General features: G+C 56.4%; 13 protein-coding genes. 8 read left to right on the forward strand and 5 right to left on the reverse strand.

Annotation, left to right across the window (positions count from 1 at the left end):
• Positions 1–557 precede the first annotated feature (557 nt).
• On the forward strand, positions 558–695 hold the full coding sequence (locus AC6I6N_RS17730) for a hypothetical protein (RefSeq protein WP_497943695.1): 138 nt from the start codon (positions 558–560) through the stop codon (positions 693–695).
• Between the two features lie 455 nt (positions 696–1,150).
• On the opposite strand, the gene AC6I6N_RS17735 is transcribed toward AC6I6N_RS17730, so the two are convergent.
• Positions 1,151–2,122: a Bug family tripartite tricarboxylate transporter substrate binding protein gene (locus tag AC6I6N_RS17735; RefSeq protein ID WP_094197624.1), complete on the reverse strand. Its 972-nt coding sequence runs from the start codon at positions 2,120–2,122 to the stop codon at positions 1,151–1,153.
• A gap of 37 nt (positions 2,123–2,159) precedes the next feature.
• A complete protein-coding gene (locus AC6I6N_RS17740; RefSeq protein ID WP_497943696.1) occupies positions 2,160–3,749 on the reverse strand; it encodes a sulfatase family protein in 1,590 nt (529 codons plus the stop codon).
• Positions 3,750–3,855: 106 nt separating this feature from the next.
• Here AC6I6N_RS17740 and AC6I6N_RS17745 point away from each other — a divergent pair, with 106 nt between their 5' ends.
• Together AC6I6N_RS17745 and AC6I6N_RS17750 are read left to right on the forward strand one after the other, a co-directional pair.
• The gene (locus AC6I6N_RS17745) at positions 3,856–4,770 is read left to right on the forward strand and encodes a LysR family transcriptional regulator (protein ID WP_094197622.1); all 915 of its coding nucleotides are present in this window, start codon (positions 3,856–3,858) and stop codon (positions 4,768–4,770) included.
• Between the two features lie 115 nt (positions 4,771–4,885).
• Complete coding sequence (locus AC6I6N_RS17750) at positions 4,886–5,998, forward strand: GGDEF domain-containing protein (RefSeq protein WP_230019459.1); 1,113 nt, start codon at positions 4,886–4,888, stop codon at positions 5,996–5,998.
• 73 nt (positions 5,999–6,071) lie between these two features.
• Here the strand turns inward: AC6I6N_RS17750 and AC6I6N_RS17755 are convergent, their stop codons facing one another.
• Positions 6,072–8,507 carry a penicillin acylase family protein gene (locus AC6I6N_RS17755; RefSeq protein ID WP_497943697.1) on the reverse strand — a complete coding sequence of 812 codons (2,436 nt, stop codon included), beginning with the start codon at positions 8,505–8,507 and terminating at the stop codon, positions 6,072–6,074.
• Positions 8,508–8,978: 471 nt separating this feature from the next.
• Between AC6I6N_RS17755 and AC6I6N_RS17760 the strand changes: the two genes are divergently transcribed.
• From AC6I6N_RS17760 to AC6I6N_RS17780, 5 genes are all read left to right on the forward strand, one after another.
• Positions 8,979–10,196, forward strand: coding sequence for an ABC transporter substrate-binding protein (locus AC6I6N_RS17760; protein WP_094197619.1), 1,218 nt, complete (start codon positions 8,979–8,981; stop codon positions 10,194–10,196).
• A gap of 67 nt (positions 10,197–10,263) precedes the next feature.
• Positions 10,264–12,159: an ABC transporter permease gene (locus AC6I6N_RS17765; protein WP_094197618.1), complete on the forward strand. Its 1,896-nt coding sequence runs from the start codon at positions 10,264–10,266 to the stop codon at positions 12,157–12,159.
• The gene (locus AC6I6N_RS17770; protein ID WP_108728617.1) at positions 12,156–12,923 is read left to right on the forward strand and encodes an ABC transporter ATP-binding protein; all 768 of its coding nucleotides are present in this window, start codon (positions 12,156–12,158) and stop codon (positions 12,921–12,923) included. Before AC6I6N_RS17765 ends, AC6I6N_RS17770 begins: the two co-directional genes overlap by 4 nt.
• Positions 12,920–13,690 carry an ABC transporter ATP-binding protein gene (locus tag AC6I6N_RS17775; RefSeq protein WP_094197616.1) on the forward strand — a complete coding sequence of 257 codons (771 nt, stop codon included), beginning with the start codon at positions 12,920–12,922 and terminating at the stop codon, positions 13,688–13,690. The genes AC6I6N_RS17770 and AC6I6N_RS17775 overlap by 4 nt, the downstream gene beginning before the upstream one ends.
• Positions 13,691–13,737: 47 nt before the next feature.
• Complete coding sequence (locus tag AC6I6N_RS17780; protein WP_094197615.1) at positions 13,738–14,286, forward strand: DUF924 family protein; 549 nt, start codon at positions 13,738–13,740, stop codon at positions 14,284–14,286.
• A 289-nt stretch (positions 14,287–14,575) separates the two neighbouring features.
• Here the strand turns inward: AC6I6N_RS17780 and AC6I6N_RS17785 are convergent, their stop codons facing one another.
• Positions 14,576–17,416 (reverse strand): c-type cytochrome, encoded by a 2,841-nt coding sequence (locus tag AC6I6N_RS17785; RefSeq protein ID WP_230019230.1) that lies wholly within the window; start codon positions 17,414–17,416, stop codon positions 14,576–14,578.
• Complete coding sequence (locus AC6I6N_RS17790; protein ID WP_094197613.1) at positions 17,413–17,889, reverse strand: (2Fe-2S)-binding protein; 477 nt, start codon at positions 17,887–17,889, stop codon at positions 17,413–17,415. Before AC6I6N_RS17790 ends, AC6I6N_RS17785 begins: the two co-directional genes overlap by 4 nt.
• Positions 17,890–18,161: the final 272 nt, after the last annotated feature.

Here is an 18,161-nt window from a genome sequence, read left to right on the forward strand (position 1 = left end):
GCGGCATGGCAGAACTTAGGTGACTGGGGCTGTGGCGATGCAGCGGCTTTCTTCTGATCGTGCTGTTTGGGCTATGCGGGGGAGCGAGAGGGTTTTCTTGTGGGGCCCGTGTCCGGCTTGTCTTGGCGGGCCCCTTGCCCACGCTGCGCGTGGGTTCCCTTGTCAGTGTGACGGGGCGGGCGGGTCGTGAACTCGGAGCGCGATTTGTCCCCCGTACAAACCGCAAGCGTGCTCCTCAAACAGCACGACCCTTGCATCCCGCCCCGTCACACTGCCCGCGGCAAGAGTCCTGACTCGCCCGACAAGCCGGACACGGGCCCCACAAGAAAACAAGCTACATCGTGTACATAGCCCAAACAGCACTGGAGAGGAGAAAAGGTTTGGATTTGTTGAACGGTGATTTCGTGTTTTTTGGGATGCTTCAGGCAGGCCTTGAGCTTGGTTTGAATACGTGAGTGATAGGCGAGGTGATTGGAGTTGAAGAAAAAGTGGGTGGGGGTTAAGTAGCTTTTTTATGATGCCGGAGGGGGCTTTAAGTTTTTTGGGCGCTACTCTTTTTGGCTTTGGCTTTGGCTTTGGCTTTGGTATTTGTTGTTGTTGTTGTTGTTGTTGTTGTTGTTGTTGTTGTTGTTGTTGTTGTTGTTGTTGTTGTTGTTGTTGTTGTTGTTGTTGTCGGTCACTTCTGGCGCCATTGACCTCGCACTATCAACGGGACATAAAAACAGTAAATCTCATACCGCACTAAGCCATTCAGTTGGCTCTTAAAAAGAAGGGAACAGAGTAGTGTGAGTCTGCCGGTTGGTGCAGGTGTAGCAGTGGTCGGGCGGATCAGAGTACTTGCCGCGGTCAGGAGATAGCGTAGGGGTGCAAGCATCCTGCTGTTTGAGCGGGGCGCTTGTGGATCGTCCGGGGGACGAACCACCCCGCCAGTTCAGGATGCGCCCGTAGCTATCTCCTGACAAGGGCACCGGTGCGCAGCACCGGCAAGTGCTCAGCCCGACCACTGCTACACCTGCACTAACCGGCTCCCTGCTCCTGCTCCCTTCTTTTTGCGAGCTGCCTCGCCATCAAGCATTGAGCCTGCCCTCAGCAACACCTACGCAGCCCCAAAAAAAACAGCCCCTGAAACCAGGGGCTGTAATTCCAACAATTACTGATCAGAGCGAATATTGTTATCCCGCACAATCTGCTCCCAGCGCGCATTCCGCTGCTGCACCCATTGTGCTGGAGAAACCTTGGACGAATCGTAGGCTTGAATATCCAGCATCCGCAAAGTCTCGGCGGTAGAGGGACGTTTCACGATATCGCTCAGCAAGTCGTTCCATGCTTTGATTTTCTCTGGAGGCGAACCCTTGGTGGTGAAAACCAGGTACGAGAAGCTCTCGTTAAAGTTTTCCAGGCCTGGTAACTTTGCTTCGGCCAATGTAGGGACTGCAGGCAATAAAGGATTGCGTTTGCCGCCAGAAGTCGCCAATGGCGTGAGCAAACCTTCCTTGATCGGCCCCAAAACACCGGCAATCGTCAGAAAACCGCTGTCCAGACGCTCGCCATACATATCATTGACCACAGCGCTATTGCTGCGATATGGAATGTGATCCAGCTTGATCCCGCTATCTTGTGTCAAGGCCGACATCATCAAATGCCCTGGCGAGCCCATGCCGGCAGAGCCGTAATTCATGGGTTTGGCGCGGGCACGCTCCAGAAACTCGGCAGGTGTTGTGATACCAGTCTTGCTGGGAACCACCAGAACCTGGTCAAAGGTGCCCAGCAAAGACACCAGGTCCAGAGACTCCCCAACCTTGAATTTGCTGTTGACGTAAATATGCGGATTGGCCGTGGCAACGGTGTCCAGCGTCAGCAACAAGGTATTGCCGTCGGGTTTGGCCCGGCCCACCGCCTCGGCTGCAATCATGCCTGCTGCGCCCGCGCGGTTCTCTACCACAATCGTTTGCCCGGTGGTTGCCGTGGCTTCGCGGGCCAACATGCGACCCAGGACATCCAGCGGGCCGCCTGCAGCGGAGCTGACAACAAGTGTGGCCACCTCGGCACTTTGGACTGGCGTAGCCAAAGGTAAGATCAGCGCACAAATGCTTACGTTGCGCAGCAAGGAAAAGATGGGCATAGAGGTCTCCAGATAGGGGTAGGTAACAGTGTCTATCTCACGCTATCGCCAAAGGCAGGGGGCTGGTTTCGCTGTGAGCCATCATGGTGTCGATCAATTGACACAAAAGCGTTGTTTTTAACGTTTGCGCGTCAGGTTCATTCCACAAATTATGTTGTTCCAGTGGATCGGCTTGCAGATCGTACAGCTCTCCGATTTGACCGCCCTCGTACAGACTTAGACGATGCTGCTGTGTGACCAGCGAGCGCAGCTTGGTGCGAATAGGCGTATTGAACAGCTTGCGCTGGTTTTCTTCCTCAATCAATACGCCTATTCGCCAATCCACGGCTTCGTTCTGTATCACTTTCAGCAAGGAACGACCCTGAATACCGTTGTAGGGTAACTGGCCTGCACGTTGCAGAACCGTAGGCGCGACGTCAATGGTAGAACAGACCATCGTGCTTGTGCCTTGAGATTTCGCATCCTTTGGGTCAAACCAGATAAAGGGGCTGCGAATAATGCTTTGGTAATGCACAGGGCCTTTCAACAGGAGTTGATGGTCGCCCATGAAGTCGCCATGATCACTCATGAACATGACGATGGTGTTCTCCGCCTGGCCGGTGCGCTCCAGATGGTCCAGAATGCGCCCGATCTCGGCATCGATATGCGTGATGGAACCGTAGTTCAAGGCAATCGCCTCGCGGGCTTCGCGTTCGGAGCAGGCAAACAGTGTGGGAGTGTGTTTAATCGCTTTGCCGTCATCGCGCAACTGGTGCAGCAATTGCAGGTGTGCGGGCAGGGGATGGGGGCTTAGGTGGAAGGAGTCGGGCAGGCTGACTTCTTCAGGCTTGTACATATCCCAGTATTGACCGTGCGGCGTGTAGGGGTGATGGGGGTCGGGAAAGGAGCACTGAATAAAGAAAGGCTGTTGTTCCTGGGCATATTTATCCAGCACAGCGCGGGTGCGCTCACCAATCCAGGCCGTGGTGCTGTACTCTTCTGGCACACGGGTACGCCAGGCTTGGCCAATGCGGCTTAGCGCGTAGTCGGGAGTCGGGATGGCATTTTCATGGCCGGACAGGGCGGCAATTTCAGGATGTTCATTTTGCAGCCAGCGACCATAGTCGCCCCAGACCTGGTCGCCGTGGTCAATGGCCAAGTCCACGTGCTCGTAGCCGTAAAAGGGGAGCTGCACACTGTGATCTGCGCGATCGCGCCACCATTGCCCACATTCCTGGCCGTAATCGTTGGTTGGCAGGGGGGGGCGGGCTTCACCCTTGGTCGGCGGATCATCCGGGCGTGGGTAGAGCGGGGGGGTATCCGTTATATTTTGCAGATGTGCCTTGCCCACTAACGCAGTGCGCCAGCCTGCCTGACGCAGTACATCGACAAAAGTGGTGGAGTCCAGTGGTAGGGGAACGCCGTTGTGACGCGCACCGTGTACCGAAGGCATGCGGCCTGTCATCAGGGAAGCCCGGTTGGGCATGCAGATCGGCGTGGCGACGTAAAATCGCTCAGCACTCCAACCACGAGCGGCCAAGGCATCCAGATTGGGCGTTTTTATGTCTTTATTGCCGTAACACGCCAAATGGTCCGCACGGAGTTGATCCGCAATGATTAATAAAAAATTGGGTACTGACTGAGACATGACGTGCCTATTTTGTAGCTTCGGGTATACCCATTATGGAAGCAGTAGCCATAATGTTAAATTGAATAACTTGCAGGTATATATACTTCTTTCATATAGGTAAGCCATGAGCTGGAGTGAACGCATTCGCTTAAAGCATCTGCAGGTTTTAATTCGTTTGTGCGAACAGAAAAGCATGAGCGATGTGGCCCGGCAGTCCAATATGACCCAGCCCGCTTTGTCAAAATGGCTCAAGGACTTTGAAGACAGTATCGGTATGCCTTTATTCGAGCGCCATGCCCGCGGTATTGAGCCTTTGCCGGCAGCCTTGGCGCTGGTCTCCCAGGCCCAAGGGGTGCTCAACCGCCTTGATCGCATGAACGCGACGCTGGAGCAATACAGGCAGGGATTTCGCCAGCAATTTACCTTGGGTATATCGCCTATGGTGGCTGCAGTTTATTTGCCGCAACTGTTGGTGTATCTGTACGAGCGCGATCCGCAATGCCATATCCGGATTCAGGAAGGCACGCTGGATGTGTTAAGTCGCAATCTGGAGCAGGGTGAGCTGGATCTGGTCATTGGCCGTGTGGACGAAGCCGGTCGCAACCCGGCGATGGCGTATTTGCCCTTGGGGATGGTGCCTTTGGGGGTGGCCGCTTGCCGCAATCACCCTTTGGCCCGGCAAAATGAAGTGACCTGGGAGCAGACGCTGGAGTATCCCTGGATATTGCCCCCCAAAAACAGTCCCATGCGGCGCAGTTTCGAGCTGAGCCTGGATGCCAAAGGCCTGTCGTATCCCACTTGTGCGATCGAGTCTGCCTACGCGCATACCAATGCGCGTGTAGCCGTGGGCAGTGATTTCTTAGTGCCCATGACGCGCAGCATGGTGCCGGTCTACCCGGAGCTGTGTATCTTGGAGCTGGACTGGAGCGACCCGCGTTTGCATGGTCAGCTCGGTTTGTTGTGGCGCCCCCAGGATTCGGGTGAACCGATGTTGGAGGAGGTCATTAGCTGGATGAGCAAGCAGCCTCACACGGTGTGATGGTAAGCCGGGGTCAGCATGGGCTGACCCTGAAAGAACTGACAGCTTGTTTTTTAAATGCATGTAACTAAAAATTGCCATCATGCTATTTTGTTTCTTCTTGGCGAATTGATTGATGGGAACTGTTCTGGAAGGTTGGAAAAACTTGCAAGCGATCAGTATCAGCTCGGTGCGCGACACACTGAGCGGGAAATACCATTCTCGTGACTTCATTCATGCCCGAATGGAATATTTACGCAGCCGTGTCGTATTAGTTGGCTTGCTATTTGCCTTGCTGACTCCCCTTTGGACTTTGATGGATTGGCTGGTTTTGCCCGGCTGGCCTACACATTTAATGGCGGTGCGTGTGTTAAGCCTGGGGGGACTGATCGCGTGTGTATGGCTAGCGTTTAATGGCCATCAGCGCATTACCCGTATTTATGTGTTGAGTGGCCTGGTCTTTATTTTGCCAGCCTCTTTTTACGCGTATATGCTGCTGACGCTCTCGGGGGCTGGGCATTACGTGGTTCTGGGTTACGGCTTTATCCCTTTCCTGTTGGTCGCGACCTTAAGTATTTTTCCCTTTACCTTGCTGGAATCTGCGTTGGTAGGGGGCGCGTTGATTGCCTTGCAAATTTTGGCCAGCGTCAGCTCGGGAACCTGGATGACCGCGAAAGGTTTGCAGGATCTTTGGCTGTTGAGTGCCTTGCTGGTTGTTGCCCTGACCGCCAATTATTTTCATCTGGGGCTTTTGTTGCGTTTATATCGACAAGCTACCCACGATACCTTGACCGGCTTGCTGAACCGGGGCGCGGTCAGTCGTCAGTTGGGGCAGGGGCCAGTCCAGGAAAAACTGCATGTGTTGATGGTGGATCTGGATCATTTCAAGCAGATCAACGATACCCACGGCCATTCGGTAGGGGATGATGTCTTGACGCGTACCGCGTCTTTATTCAAGGCGCATCTGGGACCCCATGACTTGGCGGCCCGTTATGGTGGCGAGGAGTTCGTGTTGATTCTGGCCGGGCGTAGTGATGAGCAGGCGTTGCGCTTTGCGGATTTGCTCTTGCGTCAGGTGCAGGAACAAACCTTTTACAACCATGACCGCGAGTCTTTCCAGATTACGGCCAGTATGGGCTTGGCGGTGTGCCAACCCGGTCAGGTCATTGAAGAGGCGCTGGTGCAGGCTGACCAGCGCTTGTATGACGCCAAGCGCGCTGGTCGCAATCAGGTGGTGACGAAGGATTAGGCGTGCCGGACTGCGTAAAAAGAAACGGGGCCTGGAGCGGCAAATGCTCCAGGCCCCGTTTGTGATGGACTACTTAGTAGCGCAGGGTTTGGCTGCCCTGACTGGCCTGGTCGATGTCCTGAGCGCTGATGGCATCACTCTTGCACTTGAAAGCCGCAAACATCTCAAGCTGATCCGAATGATGGACGTCGGCTTGGCCTTTGGGATTGATGAAACCGCTTTGTCCCGGCGCCATCACCGAGCACATACGCACGCCAGCAGGGTCCAGCACGTACTGGAAGCGGGCGCTGCCGGTGTTCAGATAAGGCATGATGTGGCGCTCGTACGCAGGGTCGGACCAGGGCACCCCAATCGCATTGCGTGCCGCGAACAGCATGGAAACAGAGGGGGCACGCCATTGCTGGGCTTGCGCGCCTTGTGATTTCTGCAAGGAGGCGGCCGCTTGTTCCAGTGCGTCCAGCACCAGCTCCTGGGCGGGACGACCTTGCAGGAAATCAATCGTTTGTGGCACCCCGGCCGCCGGGCCCTGGATAGCGTTCCAGATCAGCTTGGCCGCAGCGGCTGGCTGGGCGCTACGCGGGTCATTCATGGCCGGGTACAGGCCTTGCGTGTAGGTCTGGTAGACGCTGTCAGGCAAACGACCTTTCAGGAATACAGGGACTGCGGCTTGCATCCAGGCCTGCATCACAGCCGGGGCGCTACCTTCGTAATGCTTGCCGTTGCTGGCGACGTGCAGCTTGTAGTCCCAGCCTTTCAACTGCTCGGCAGCCTGACGGGCCAGGGCACTGGCATGTGGCAGCTTGGCGGCTTGCTGGATGATGGGGGCGAAGTAGCGCGCATTCAGATCCGAGCGCGCACCCAGGGAGTCGATGCCCCAGATTTCCTCATCGCTCAGGCGCTGCTTGGCTTGTAGCGGTGCCAGCAGTTCCTGCACTCGATCCACGTAAGAGAAGTTGGCATTGTCAGCCAGCAGGGCGCTGTAGGCCTTGTTGTTCCAGCTGGCGATATAGCCTTGCTGTGGGTTCAGCACTTTGGGGTTGTGCTCAAAGCTCAGAAAGCCTTGCCATTCCATGCTGCCGTCGCCTGCGGCCGGGAACTGGATGGCCTGATTGGTCGGGCGCTGGGGCAACCGTCCCAAGGCAGCAGCACCGATATTGTTTTGGGTGTCGGCATAGAACCAGGTAATGGAGGCGCTGACGCGGGCTGCCTGGGCCATGAATTGATCCCAGTTCTTGGCCTTGGCCGCATGGGCCCAGCCCAGCAGGGTTTCAATTTCCCGGCCCTGCCAGCTACGGCGGTTGGCGTAGGCCGTGTTGTTTTTCGTATCCCAACTGCTGACATAACCTTGAGCCGCACGGTAGACGTCCAGCGTCACATCGTCCTGATCACGCACTTTGATGCGCACCTGCTTGTGCTCCATGGGGCGCCAGGCATTGTTGTACCAGTAGCTATGCGGATCACCGTCTTTCAAACGCAGTTGGTAAACGTCGTTGGTGTCCAGTGAACCCACTGTGGAACCCCAGGCAATCTGGCCATTGGTGCCGAACAGAATGGCGGGCAGGGCAACAGCGGTGCTGCCGGTCAGGTCGTAGCCGGCACCGTGCAAGCCGACGCTATAGGTAATGGATGGGGTGTACCAGCCTTGTTGCGGGCCGTTGTACAGCACGGCATGGCCGTGAGTCGTCTTTTCGGGGCCCAGGAGCCAGGCATTGCTGGCCGTCGGTGTGCCGGCGGCCACAGTGGGGCCTAGCGCCACGGCTTGTTTGTGCAGATAGTCCTGTGCGGCTTGTGTGGATAGGGCCTGCAAATGCGTAGGCAAATCAGCCAGGGCGGTCCGGGCTTCAGGCTGAGCAATGATAGTGGGCGCGGTCGGGTCGTTGAGCCAGCGCAGTTGTTTGTAGAGCTGTTCGCCTCGTTCCGCGCCCTGGTCTGCCTTTAAGGTTTCCAGCAGATTCAGGTTGGCCACTTCCGCCGTACCGGCAAAAAAGCGGTTCAGAATCAAGCCAACCCAGACCATGGCAATGTCTTCGGGCTGCCATTCAGAAGGCTCAAAGCCTTGGTCCAGAAACTCCTTGGGCATCAAGGTATCGCGCTGGGCTTTCACCTCGCGCACACGCTGGGTAAAACCAGCGGCATAGCCCTCAAACATGGCGCGGTCTTCTTTGGACAGGGCGGCCAATTGTTTGCGGATGGCGTCCGGGTCGATATTGCTGTGGGTGACTTTATCCAGCTCCAGGAAATCCGCCCCCAGAACCTCTGCCACCGTTCCCCAGCCTGAACGTTTGGCAATTTCCATCTGGTAGAGACGGTCTGTGGCCACGGCATAGGCATAGCCATAGAACAAGCCATAGGTGCTGTCAGCATAGATGTGCGGCGTGCCATAGCTGTCGCGCTTGATGGTGACGCTGCGATCATTGACAGAAGTGCTGGCACAGGCGGCCAGCAAGACGCTGGTGGTCAGTACACCAAGGGTCAGTCGGGATGGGAAGCGACGGGGGAAGTTCAACATCTTGTCTCCTCAAGCGTAGCCCTGGGGGCTACCGTTTTTTTATCTCTTGAGAATATAACGTCAAAATTCTTTAGGTATTGATATTTCCAGATGAAAGCTTCTAGAGGATTTCCCCAGTACAAAAGCGGCTTGCCGGATATGATGGAGCAGTTTATGAAATCCATGATTCGGCGCGCGCAGGAACCAGGCGGGGTGGTTGCGTTTTAATCTTTGGGCTTATTAAGTGTAGTCACTGTATATCGGCGGTTCCCTTCTTCTCAGGCTATCTACTTTTTCTGCTCATTTCTTCTTGGCCTCCTTGCTTTAACGGCCTTCTGCGTGGCTTGCTGTGTTTTATGTTTAAAGTGTTCAAGGGTATATCCCTAGGTCTTGGCCGATTTACTCGCAAAAATACCATGTGTACACTTTAAATCACTAAAACAAGACAAGTTGCTGAGTCGTGTTTCGCCTCACAAGCCCACGGAGAAGACAATGAACAAGACATTTGCAGGGGTAGCACTGGCAGGAACGATGATGTTGCAAACCTTGGGGGCCACCGCCGCCGCCGAGGGGGTTATCAAGATTGGGGAGCTGAACAGCTATAAATCCCAGCCCGCTTTTTTAGGGCCTTATCGAAACGGGATGGAGCTGGCGGTTGAGCAGATCAATCAGGCCGGGGGGATCCACGGCAAGCAGTTGGAGTTGATCATCAAGGATGACAACTCCAACCCTGGCGATGCCGTACGCGCTGCCGAGGAATTGATCTCGCGGGAAAAGGTGGATGTGCTGACCGGGACTTTCCTGTCCAATATCGGTCTGGCCATTACCGACTTCGCCAAGCATAAAAAAGTTTTCTTTCTGGCCAGCGAGCCGTTGACCGACAAGATCGTTTGGGCCGATGGCAACCGCTATACATTCCGTCTGCGCAACTCCACCTATATGCAGGTCGCCATGCTGGTGCCTGACGCCGTCAAGCTGAATAAGAAGCGTTGGGCGATTGTGTACCCCAACTACGAGTACGGTCAGTCCGCCGTTGCCACCTTCAAGACCTTGATGAAACAAGCCCAGCCCGATATCGAATTCGTGGCTGAACAGGCCACGCCACTGGGCAAGGTCGATGCCGGTGCCGTGGTGCAGGCTTTGTCCGATGCCAAGCCGGATGCGGTCTTTAACGTCTTGTTTGCGTCTGACCTGGCCCGCCTGGTTCGTGCTGGCAATCAGCGTCAGTTCTTCAGTCCTGCCTTGCCGGTGGTCAGCATGTTGACCGGCGAGCCAGAGTACCTGGACCCTTTGGGTGAGGAAACGCCGGAAGGCTGGATTGTGACGGGCTACCCCTGGTATGCCATCGACACGCCCGAGCACAATGCCTTTTTGAAAGCCTATCAGGACAAGTACAACGAGCACCCTCGCCTGGGCACGATTATTGGCTATAGCACCATTGTGTCGATTGCCGCTGGCATTGAAAAAGCCGGCTCTACCGACACGGAAGCCATGATCAAAGCTTTCCGTGGTCTGGACGTGGTCACGCCTTTTGGCCCCATCACGTACCGCACGCAAGATCAGCAATCCACGCAGGGGGCTTATGTGGGTGTGCTGGCCAAGCAGGACGGCAAGGGCATTATGACCCATATCCGTTATGTGGATGGCAAAGAGGTACAGCCTACGGATGAGCAAGTCAGCCAGTGGCGCCCTGCCGCGGCCAATCAATAATTCCAAGAACGCAGTATTTTGTAGATCGGCGCGCCGTCTGGCGCGCCACTTCTGACGCGAGGCAGTAATGGCCTTATCGGGTTTATGGGTACAGTTCCTTAACGGACTGGCCGAGGCATCGTCTTTGTTCCTGGTGGCGGCGGGTTTGTCCCTGATCTTTGGGGTGACACGCATCGTCAACTTTGCACACGGCTCCCTGTATATGCTGGGCATCTACATGGCGTATTCCACCGTGCAATTCATGGGTGGGTCGGCGCTGGGATTTTGGGCAGGCTTGATTGTGGCGGCCTTGTTGGTTGGCGCCTTGGGCGCCTTGCTGGAAATCGTGCTGTTGCGGCGCATTTACAAAGCGCCCGAGTTGTTCCAGCTATTGGCTACCTTTGCTTTGGTGCTGGTGATCAATGACGGGGCCTTGGCCGTGTGGGGGCCGGAAGATCTGCTGGGGCCGCTGGCTCCAGGCTTGAGCGGTTCTATTTCCATTGCAGGGCGCTTTTTTCCGGTTTATGACCTGGTGCTGATCGTGATCGGCCCGGTGGTGCTGGGTTTGCTGTGGCTCTTGCTGACCCGTACCCGTTGGGGAGTGCTGGTGCGCGCCGCGACCCACGACCGACAGATGCTGGGTGCGCTGGGTGTGAATCAGGCCTGGCTCTTTACGGGTGTCTTTGCTTTGGGGGCGTTCCTGGCTGGTTTGGGGGGAGCCGTGCAATTGCCGCGTCAGCCCGCCAATCTGCTGTTGGACTTGAGCGTGATTGGGGATGCCTTTGTGATTGTGGTGGTCGGTGGCATGGGTTCTATCCCCGGTGCCTATGTGGCTGCCCTGATTGTCGCGGAATTGAAAGCATTGTGTATTGCTCTGGGTACGGTCACTTTCTTTGGCGTGGACTTTGCCTTTCCCAAATTGACGCTGGTCGTGGAGTTCATCTTCATGGCTGTGGTGCTGGTATTTCGGCCCTGGGGCTTGTTTGGGCGAGCACAAGCCGTCAGCCGTAACTCGGCGCCGATTGAAGCGCCCCTGCGTGCCGGTAGCGGAGCGTTCCAGATCATGGTGCTGGTGGTTCTGGGGGTGATGGCGGCCTTGCCTTTGATGAGCGATTGGTTCCCGTACGCGCCTGTGCTGGCTTTGGATATTCTGGTGTTGTCCTTATTCGCGTTGAGCCTGCATTTCATGATGGGACCAGGAGGGATGAACTCTTTTGGTCATGCCGCTTACTTCGGTTTGGGTGCTTATGCGGCGGCTTTGCTGTTCAAAACGGCGGCCTTGTCCATGGGCTGGTCTTTGGTCTTGGCTCCCGCTGTGGCCGGTTTGGGTGCGCTGATCTTTGGTTGGTTCTGTGTGCGCCTGTCCGGTGTGTATCTGGCCATGCTGACCTTGGCGTTCGCTCAGATTGTTTGGTCAATTGTCTATCAGTGGGACAGTTTTACCGGTGGTTCCAATGGTGTGGTCGGTATCTGGCCTGCCGAGTGGCTGTCGGGAGATCGTTACTATTATTTTGCGTTAAGTGTTGTTGTGGTGGCCGCTTTCTTGTTGCGTCGCATCTTGTTTTCACCCTTTGGCTACGCCATGCGTGCCAGTCGGGATTCGGCCTTGCGGGCTGAGGCAATCGGCATTCCCGTTAAGCGTGTACAGTGGCTGACCTTTATTTTGGCGGGTACATTTGCTGGTTTGTCTGGTGCCTTGTTTGTGTTTTCAAAAGGCAGTGTCTCGCCTGAGGTGATTGCGGTGAACAAGTCCGTGGATGGCTTGGTCATGGTCTTGCTAGGTGGGCTGCAAACCCTGGTCGGTCCAGTGGTGGGCGCAGCCGTATTCACCTTGCTGCAGGACTTTTTCCTGGGTATCACACAGTATTGGCGCGCCTTGTTTGGCGGCGTGATTCTGTTGCTGGTTCTGGCTTTCCCACAGGGTATTGCTGGGTTTTTCAAACGTTGGGCGCATCGTCGTGTCGCACCGGAGGCATCGTCATGAGTTTGCTGCAAGTACGAGGTCTTAAAAAAGCGTTTGGCGGCAATCTGGCCGTAGATGGTATTGAATTTGATGTGCAGGCCGGGGAGTTCCTTGCTTTGATTGGCCCCAATGGAGCAGGCAAGACCACCACCTTCAATATGGTGGGCGGGCAGTTGACGCCAACGGCGGGCTCGGTGCGTTTGGGGGACCAGGAGCTGGTGGGTTTGGCGCCACGCAAAATTGCGGCCATGGGCGTGGGCCGTACCTTCCAGATCGCCGCGACGTTTGCTTCCTTGACGGTAGTGGAAAACGTGCAGATGGCCTTGTTGGCGCATCAGAAAAAACTGTTTTCCTTCTGGCGTCGGGCGGCGCAGTTCGAGCGGGCCCGTGCGCTGGATTTACTGGATCAGGTGGGTATGCTGGCGCAGGCCGAACGGCCTTGCAGCGAGCTGGCCTACGGTGATGTGAAGCGGGTAGAGCTGGCGATTGCACTGGCCAACGATCCCCGTCTTTTGTTGATGGACGAACCCACAGCAGGTATGGCCCCCAAAGAGCGTAATGAGCTGATGCGCCTGACCAAAAAACTGGTGATCGAACGCAATATGGGTGTGCTGTTTACCGAGCACAGCATGGACGTGGTGTTCGAGCACTCGGACCGCATGCTGGTGCTGGCTCGTGGTCGGCTGGTGGCAGAAGGCGATGCGGACTATATTCGCCAGCATCCCAAGGTGCAGGAGGTCTACTTTGGCACAGGCAAGACATTTGAGAACAAGGAGTCAGCATGACGCAGGATGGAGTAGCCGGTGCCAAGCGGGCCGCAACTGACCAGCAGTTATTGTTGAAGGTGGATGGCTTGAATGCCTGGTACGGTGCTGCGCATATTCTGTTTGATCTGTCCCTGACGGTGCAGCGCGGCGAAGTGGTCGCCTTGATGGGGCGCAACGGTGCCGGCAAGTCCACGACGCTGAAGTCCATTATGGGTTTGATGGAGCGATCCAATGGGCATATCGAGTTCATGGGTCAGGCCATTCACGACAAGCAGCCTTTTGAGATTGCACGTGCCGGTTTGGGCTTCGTGCCCGAAGAGCGGCGCATCTTTAGCGATTTAAGTGTCTCGGAGAATCTGGAAGTAGGCCGTCAACCAGCACGGCGCTGGCCGGATGGCGCAGCAGCCCCGCACTGGCAGCCTGAACGTTTGTACAGCCTGTTTCCCAATCTGGGCCAGATGCAGGACAGACCCGGCGGACAGATGAGCGGGGGCGAGCAGCAAATGCTGACAGTAGCGCGTACCTTGATGGGCAACCCCTATCTGGTCTTGCTCGATGAACCGTCCGAGGGTGTGGCGCCAGTGATTGTGGAGCAGATGGTGCAGATGATTCTGGAGCTCAAGCAAGCCGGTGTCAGTATCTTGCTGTCTGAGCAAAATCTGCATTTTGCCGAACTGGTCTCGGATCGGGTTTATGTGCTTGAAAAAGGGCAAATACGGTACAGTGGCGCCATGCAGGAATTAAGTGCCAACGAGCACGTACGGCGCACTTACCTGTCTGTTTAACTTCGGGCCGGCAGCGAGCCAGGCCGGATCGGTTCCAGGAGAGCACCATGGCAGATGCACGTCCCAATTCCCAGACTGTGATTGATTTCTGGGTTGAGTCAGGGCCAGAGAAATGGTTTCGCAAGTCCGATGACTTCGACCAGGAATTTCGTGAGCGGTTTTTGGACTGGCACGAACGTGCGGCCAGGGGCGAGTTGGATGACTGGGCACAGACTGCAGAAGGGGCCTATGCTTTGCTGATCTTGTTGGACCAGTTCCCGCGCAACTCCTTTCGCAATACCCCGCGCATGTACGCGACCGATGAGAAGGGTTTGAGGATTGCCAAGGAAATGGTGGCCAAGGGGCTGGATAAACAGATTCCGGTGGAACGCCGTGTGTTTTGCTACTTGCCGTATTCCCATGCGGAGAATCTGGCCGATCAGCAAGAGGCCGTGCGCCTGAATCAGGAGATTGGTCGGCCCTGGCTGGATCATGCCCAGGAGCATCTGGATGTGGTGGAACGCTTTGGCCGTTTCCCGCATCGCAACTCGATTCTGGGGCGTACCACCACTGCGGACGAACAGAAATTTCTGGAGGCCGGTGGTTTTTCCGGTTGATGGGTTTTGAGTCTGGATCTGCAGCGGAAGCTGAGTCTTGATCTTGATTTGGACTGTGCCTAGACCTCGGGCTGGATAGTTTTGATTTGGGCCTGCTCTCGGGCTTGGGTAGGAACGCAAGCTTCCGATCCGTCCTTCAGAGTGCTGGCCGAGAGCCTGGTTTGAGAGTTTCTGGTTTAACCAAGTCTGAAAGCGATGCACCATACAACAAAGGCGGCCTAGTGAAAACTTGAAGCCGCCTTTGTTTCGTTTTCCGCGTATCTAAACACTATCGGCGGGCAAGCCCCGTCTACAAGTGCCCCTTTTGCTCCCGTATGGTCGCAATCTTGTCTTTCAGCCCTGTCCAGGCCGGTTTGTCCGGTGCAAAACGTGCACGCATATAGTTCAGCAAATCTTCCATTTGCTCGTCATTCATGCTGTTTTTGAAACCGGGCATCGAACCCAGGGTGGGCTGCGCCGGACGGGTAATGCCGTGCATCAAGACCTGAATCGTATTGTCCGGGTGTTCGCTGTGCAGGTTGCTGTTCAAGGCCAAAGAGGGACGTGCGCCAAATAGCACCGGCCCACCACGCGGGTCGTGGCAAACAGCACAAGCGCCGTTGAACAGGTTTTCGCCTGGCATCACCATCACGTCCTTATTGCTGCGGCTGTCTTGCTCCAGACGAGCGGCCTGCGCGGCATGCGTTTGCTCTTGCTTACTTTCGACCGGGTTCAGGCTGCTTAGATAGTGCGCCATGGCACGGACATCGGATTCAGGCAGTTCTGCCAAGCCTGCTACTACCGGCCCCATCGGCCCGGCTGCTACGCCGTGACGGGGCGAGTAGCCGGTACGCAGGTATTGGTACAACTCCTGTTCGGTCCAGGGGATGGGGGCTTTGGACAAGCTATTGAGCGCAGGCGCTTCCCAGTTGTCCGCAAAACCACCCGCCAGGAAATTCGCTTTACCGCCTTTTTCCGCGCCCAGCATATTGCGCGGGCTATGGCAGGCCGCACAGTGGCCGCTGCTATTGACCAGATAGGCACCCCGGTTCCATTGCACGGTTTGCGTCGGGTCCGGCACGTAGGCATTCGGATCACGGTGAAACAGCAGATTCCAGCCTGCCACCAAGGGCCGCATATTCATGGGGAAGGGTAGCTTGGTTTCAGGCACCTCAGACTTCACCGGCTCTTGCGTCATCAGGTAGGCGTATAGGGACTGCATGTCCTCGTCGCTGATCTTGGCAAAGGCCGTGTAAGGGAAGGCCGGGTACAGGTGGCGTCCGTCCTGATGGATGCCTTCGCGCATGGCGCGTTCAAAGGCTTTGTAGCTCCAGCTACCGATGCCAGTTTCTTTGTCTGGCGTGATGTTGGTGGTGTAGATCGTGCCAAATGGTGTATCCAGGCCCAGACCGCCCGCATTGGGCGTACCGCCTTCAGCGGTGTGGCAGACCATGCAGTCGCCTGCAATGGCAACCAGGCGGCCACGCTCAATCGCCAGCTCTGAAAAGATGGACGTATCCACTTGGCCGACGGGCGCGATGGCGGGCCGCCAGGGCAGGGCACTCAAGACTGTGCCGGTGGCGACCGCGGCCAAGGCTCCCCACCAGGCTTTGCGTTTTTTGTTGCTGGCCGTTTTATCGGACTGATAGCCCAGTGCCAGAGACTGTTCACTAAAAGGGGCACTGGTCAGGCGGATGCCACTGGCGTTGAAAATCGCATTGGCAATGGCGGCTGCGGCTGGCAGTTCCACGCCTTGGTTCCAGGCCAAAGGCTGGCCGACGGCAGACTCCCGCTTGACCAGTTGGACGGCTGGCTTGTCGCCTGTTTCTTGGACGGGGCTGTCGCTACTACCTTCGCCGCCTTTGCCCACGCCATTGTTCAGCAGTTGCTGGGCCCAACGGCCCAGTCGGTCGGCCAAGGCGGGCGCAGACTCCGGAGCGTGTTCGGAATTGTTCAGTTCTGTGCTGTCGTGGCCAATGGTCAGCTTGTCTATGCTGAGCGTGCCTTGACGGGTATCAACGCTGACATCCACGGCCCAGGCGGACCACTGTTCACGTGCAGCCTGTCCGGGGATGTGTTCCACAATATGGCTGTAGGCCAGCCCGCGACCTTTGCGCAAAGGGCCTTGATGGGCGGGCAAGGGCGCGGACCAGTCTGATTGCTCGGCAACCCGTTGCAGCAGTTCTCGACCTTGGGGGCTGCTGACGTGTTCCAGTCGTGCCTCCAAAGGATCCAGCCCCAAGTTGTGGCAGTCCTGATCGAACTGCGACTCTTGGGCAAAGACTGTGGCCTGGGCCAGACTGTCGGGGTCACTGCTGGCGGCCGCGCCATCATAGTTAGGCGTGGGTGCAGAAAAGTAATCACTCTTTACGGTTGGGCCGCTGCTGGGCAAGTCTTGCTGACCACAAAGAATGGCGGCCAGAGAAGGGCGCGCACCGGACAAGGTGTTCAGTTGCCAGCGGGTTGCTCGCAAATAGGCATTCAGGTCGTTTCGCTCGGTGCTGCCTTTATAGACGCTCAGGCCAATGGTGACTTCGCTGTGGCTGGCACGAACCTGCACAGCCTGGGGGCGGCCAAAGGCCATGACGGCTGCATCCATGGCGCAGTCGTAGGCATCGGCCTGATTGCCAGCAATATCTTGTAGATGGATTTGTTCGCTGGGCAGACCACTCAGGGCTTGCAGCTCAATCAGCAGGGCAGCGGGGCGCTGCGTGTGCGCCCAAACATAAAGCTGCTTGTCGTGATAACAAGCACGGGCCCAAGCGGTTTCCTGATGCTCGGCGGCAGATTGCCACTCATAGCGTTGATCGGGGGCGCTAAGCGTAGTGGCAACAGTCTCATCGGCTGGTAGGGCCGCCTGGTTTGCAGCGACGGGCGTGGCCCAGCGCGCATCCAGCAAGGCGGCGCCTTGTTGAGCCTGCTCGGCTTGTACCGCCAGCACACCCAGAAAATTCCCCATATGCACACAGGCCACGACGCCGGGTACTTGCAGGGCGGCTTGTTGGTCTACTGACTGTAATTCGGCACCCAGATACTGGCCGTTTTCGTAGAGCCAATAAGGCGGTCGCACAACAGCGCCATGCAGCAAGCGGGTGCCCTCAGGCAGGTCCGGCCACTGTGCTCGGGAACGGTCTTGTACGGAATGACTCATTGCCGGGCCTTTGCGACGCGTACAGCGGCTTGCATGATTTCGACGTGCGTGCCGCAACGGCACAGGTTATAACGCAGCTCGTCCCGAATTTCTTCTTCAGTGGCTTGCGGATGGCGTTCCAGCAGGGCTTGCACGGTCATGACCATGCCATTGAGGCAGTATCCGCATTGCGCGGCCTGACAATCTATAAATGCCTGCTGTACATCATTCGGTTGCCCGTCCTGGGCCAAGCCTTCCAAGGTGGTGATCTGACGGTTTTCCACCAGACTGACAGGCACAACACAGGAGCGAGCGGCCACACCGTCGACCAGCACCGTACAGGCGCCACATTCACCCAGGCCGCAGCCAAACTTGGGGCCATTCAGTTCCAGGTCGTTACGCAATACATAAAGCAGTGGCGTATCGGGTTCCACCTCGATGATGTGGGTCTCTTGATTGACCCGCAAGGTATGCGGGCGAGTACAAGGGTTCATGGGTTTCACCTTTGGGAGATCGCACCTTGTTGTCGGACAGCGTGTGCGGTGCTTTTATCAGCTCGGTATTGATATGCTTAAATTAAGTGTATACACTTTAATTTATAGAGTAAATAGATTCTACTACTCCCTTGAGGTATCAATCAAAGCCTACTTGGGAAGATGCAGAAAATTCGATCTGATCTTATTTAATATAGGGTTTACACTGATTATTAAGCCCTTGATTTTCTCTTTATAGTAGTTGCGATAAATGGGTTTCAGCGCACTGCATT

The sequence above is a fragment of the Alcaligenes sp. LTN-3 genome, assembly GCF_059735605.1.

Bases quoted from the DNA above. Each gene is read 5' to 3' on its own strand.
- AC6I6N_RS17735 (WP_094197624.1), bottom strand. From the start codon at position 2,122: ATGCCCATCTTTTCCTTGCTGCGCAACGTAAGCATTTGTGCGCTGATC.
- AC6I6N_RS17740 (WP_497943696.1), bottom strand. From the start codon at position 3,749: ATGTCTCAGTCAGTACCCAATTTTTTATTAATCATTGCGGATCAACTC.
- AC6I6N_RS17745 (WP_094197622.1), top strand. From the start codon at position 3,856: ATGAGCTGGAGTGAACGCATTCGCTTAAAGCATCTGCAGGTTTTAATT.
- AC6I6N_RS17750 (WP_230019459.1), top strand. From the start codon at position 4,886: ATGGGAACTGTTCTGGAAGGTTGGAAAAACTTGCAAGCGATCAGTATC.
- AC6I6N_RS17755 (WP_497943697.1), bottom strand. From the start codon at position 8,507: ATGTTGAACTTCCCCCGTCGCTTCCCATCCCGACTGACCCTTGGTGTA.
- AC6I6N_RS17760 (WP_094197619.1), top strand. From the start codon at position 8,979: ATGAACAAGACATTTGCAGGGGTAGCACTGGCAGGAACGATGATGTTG.
- AC6I6N_RS17765 (WP_094197618.1), top strand. From the start codon at position 10,264: ATGGCCTTATCGGGTTTATGGGTACAGTTCCTTAACGGACTGGCCGAG.
- AC6I6N_RS17770 (WP_108728617.1), top strand. From the start codon at position 12,156: ATGAGTTTGCTGCAAGTACGAGGTCTTAAAAAAGCGTTTGGCGGCAAT.
- AC6I6N_RS17775 (WP_094197616.1), top strand. From the start codon at position 12,920: ATGACGCAGGATGGAGTAGCCGGTGCCAAGCGGGCCGCAACTGACCAG.
- AC6I6N_RS17780 (WP_094197615.1), top strand. From the start codon at position 13,738: ATGGCAGATGCACGTCCCAATTCCCAGACTGTGATTGATTTCTGGGTT.
- AC6I6N_RS17785 (WP_230019230.1), bottom strand. From the start codon at position 17,416: ATGAGTCATTCCGTACAAGACCGTTCCCGAGCACAGTGGCCGGACCTG.
- AC6I6N_RS17790 (WP_094197613.1), bottom strand. From the start codon at position 17,889: ATGAACCCTTGTACTCGCCCGCATACCTTGCGGGTCAATCAAGAGACC.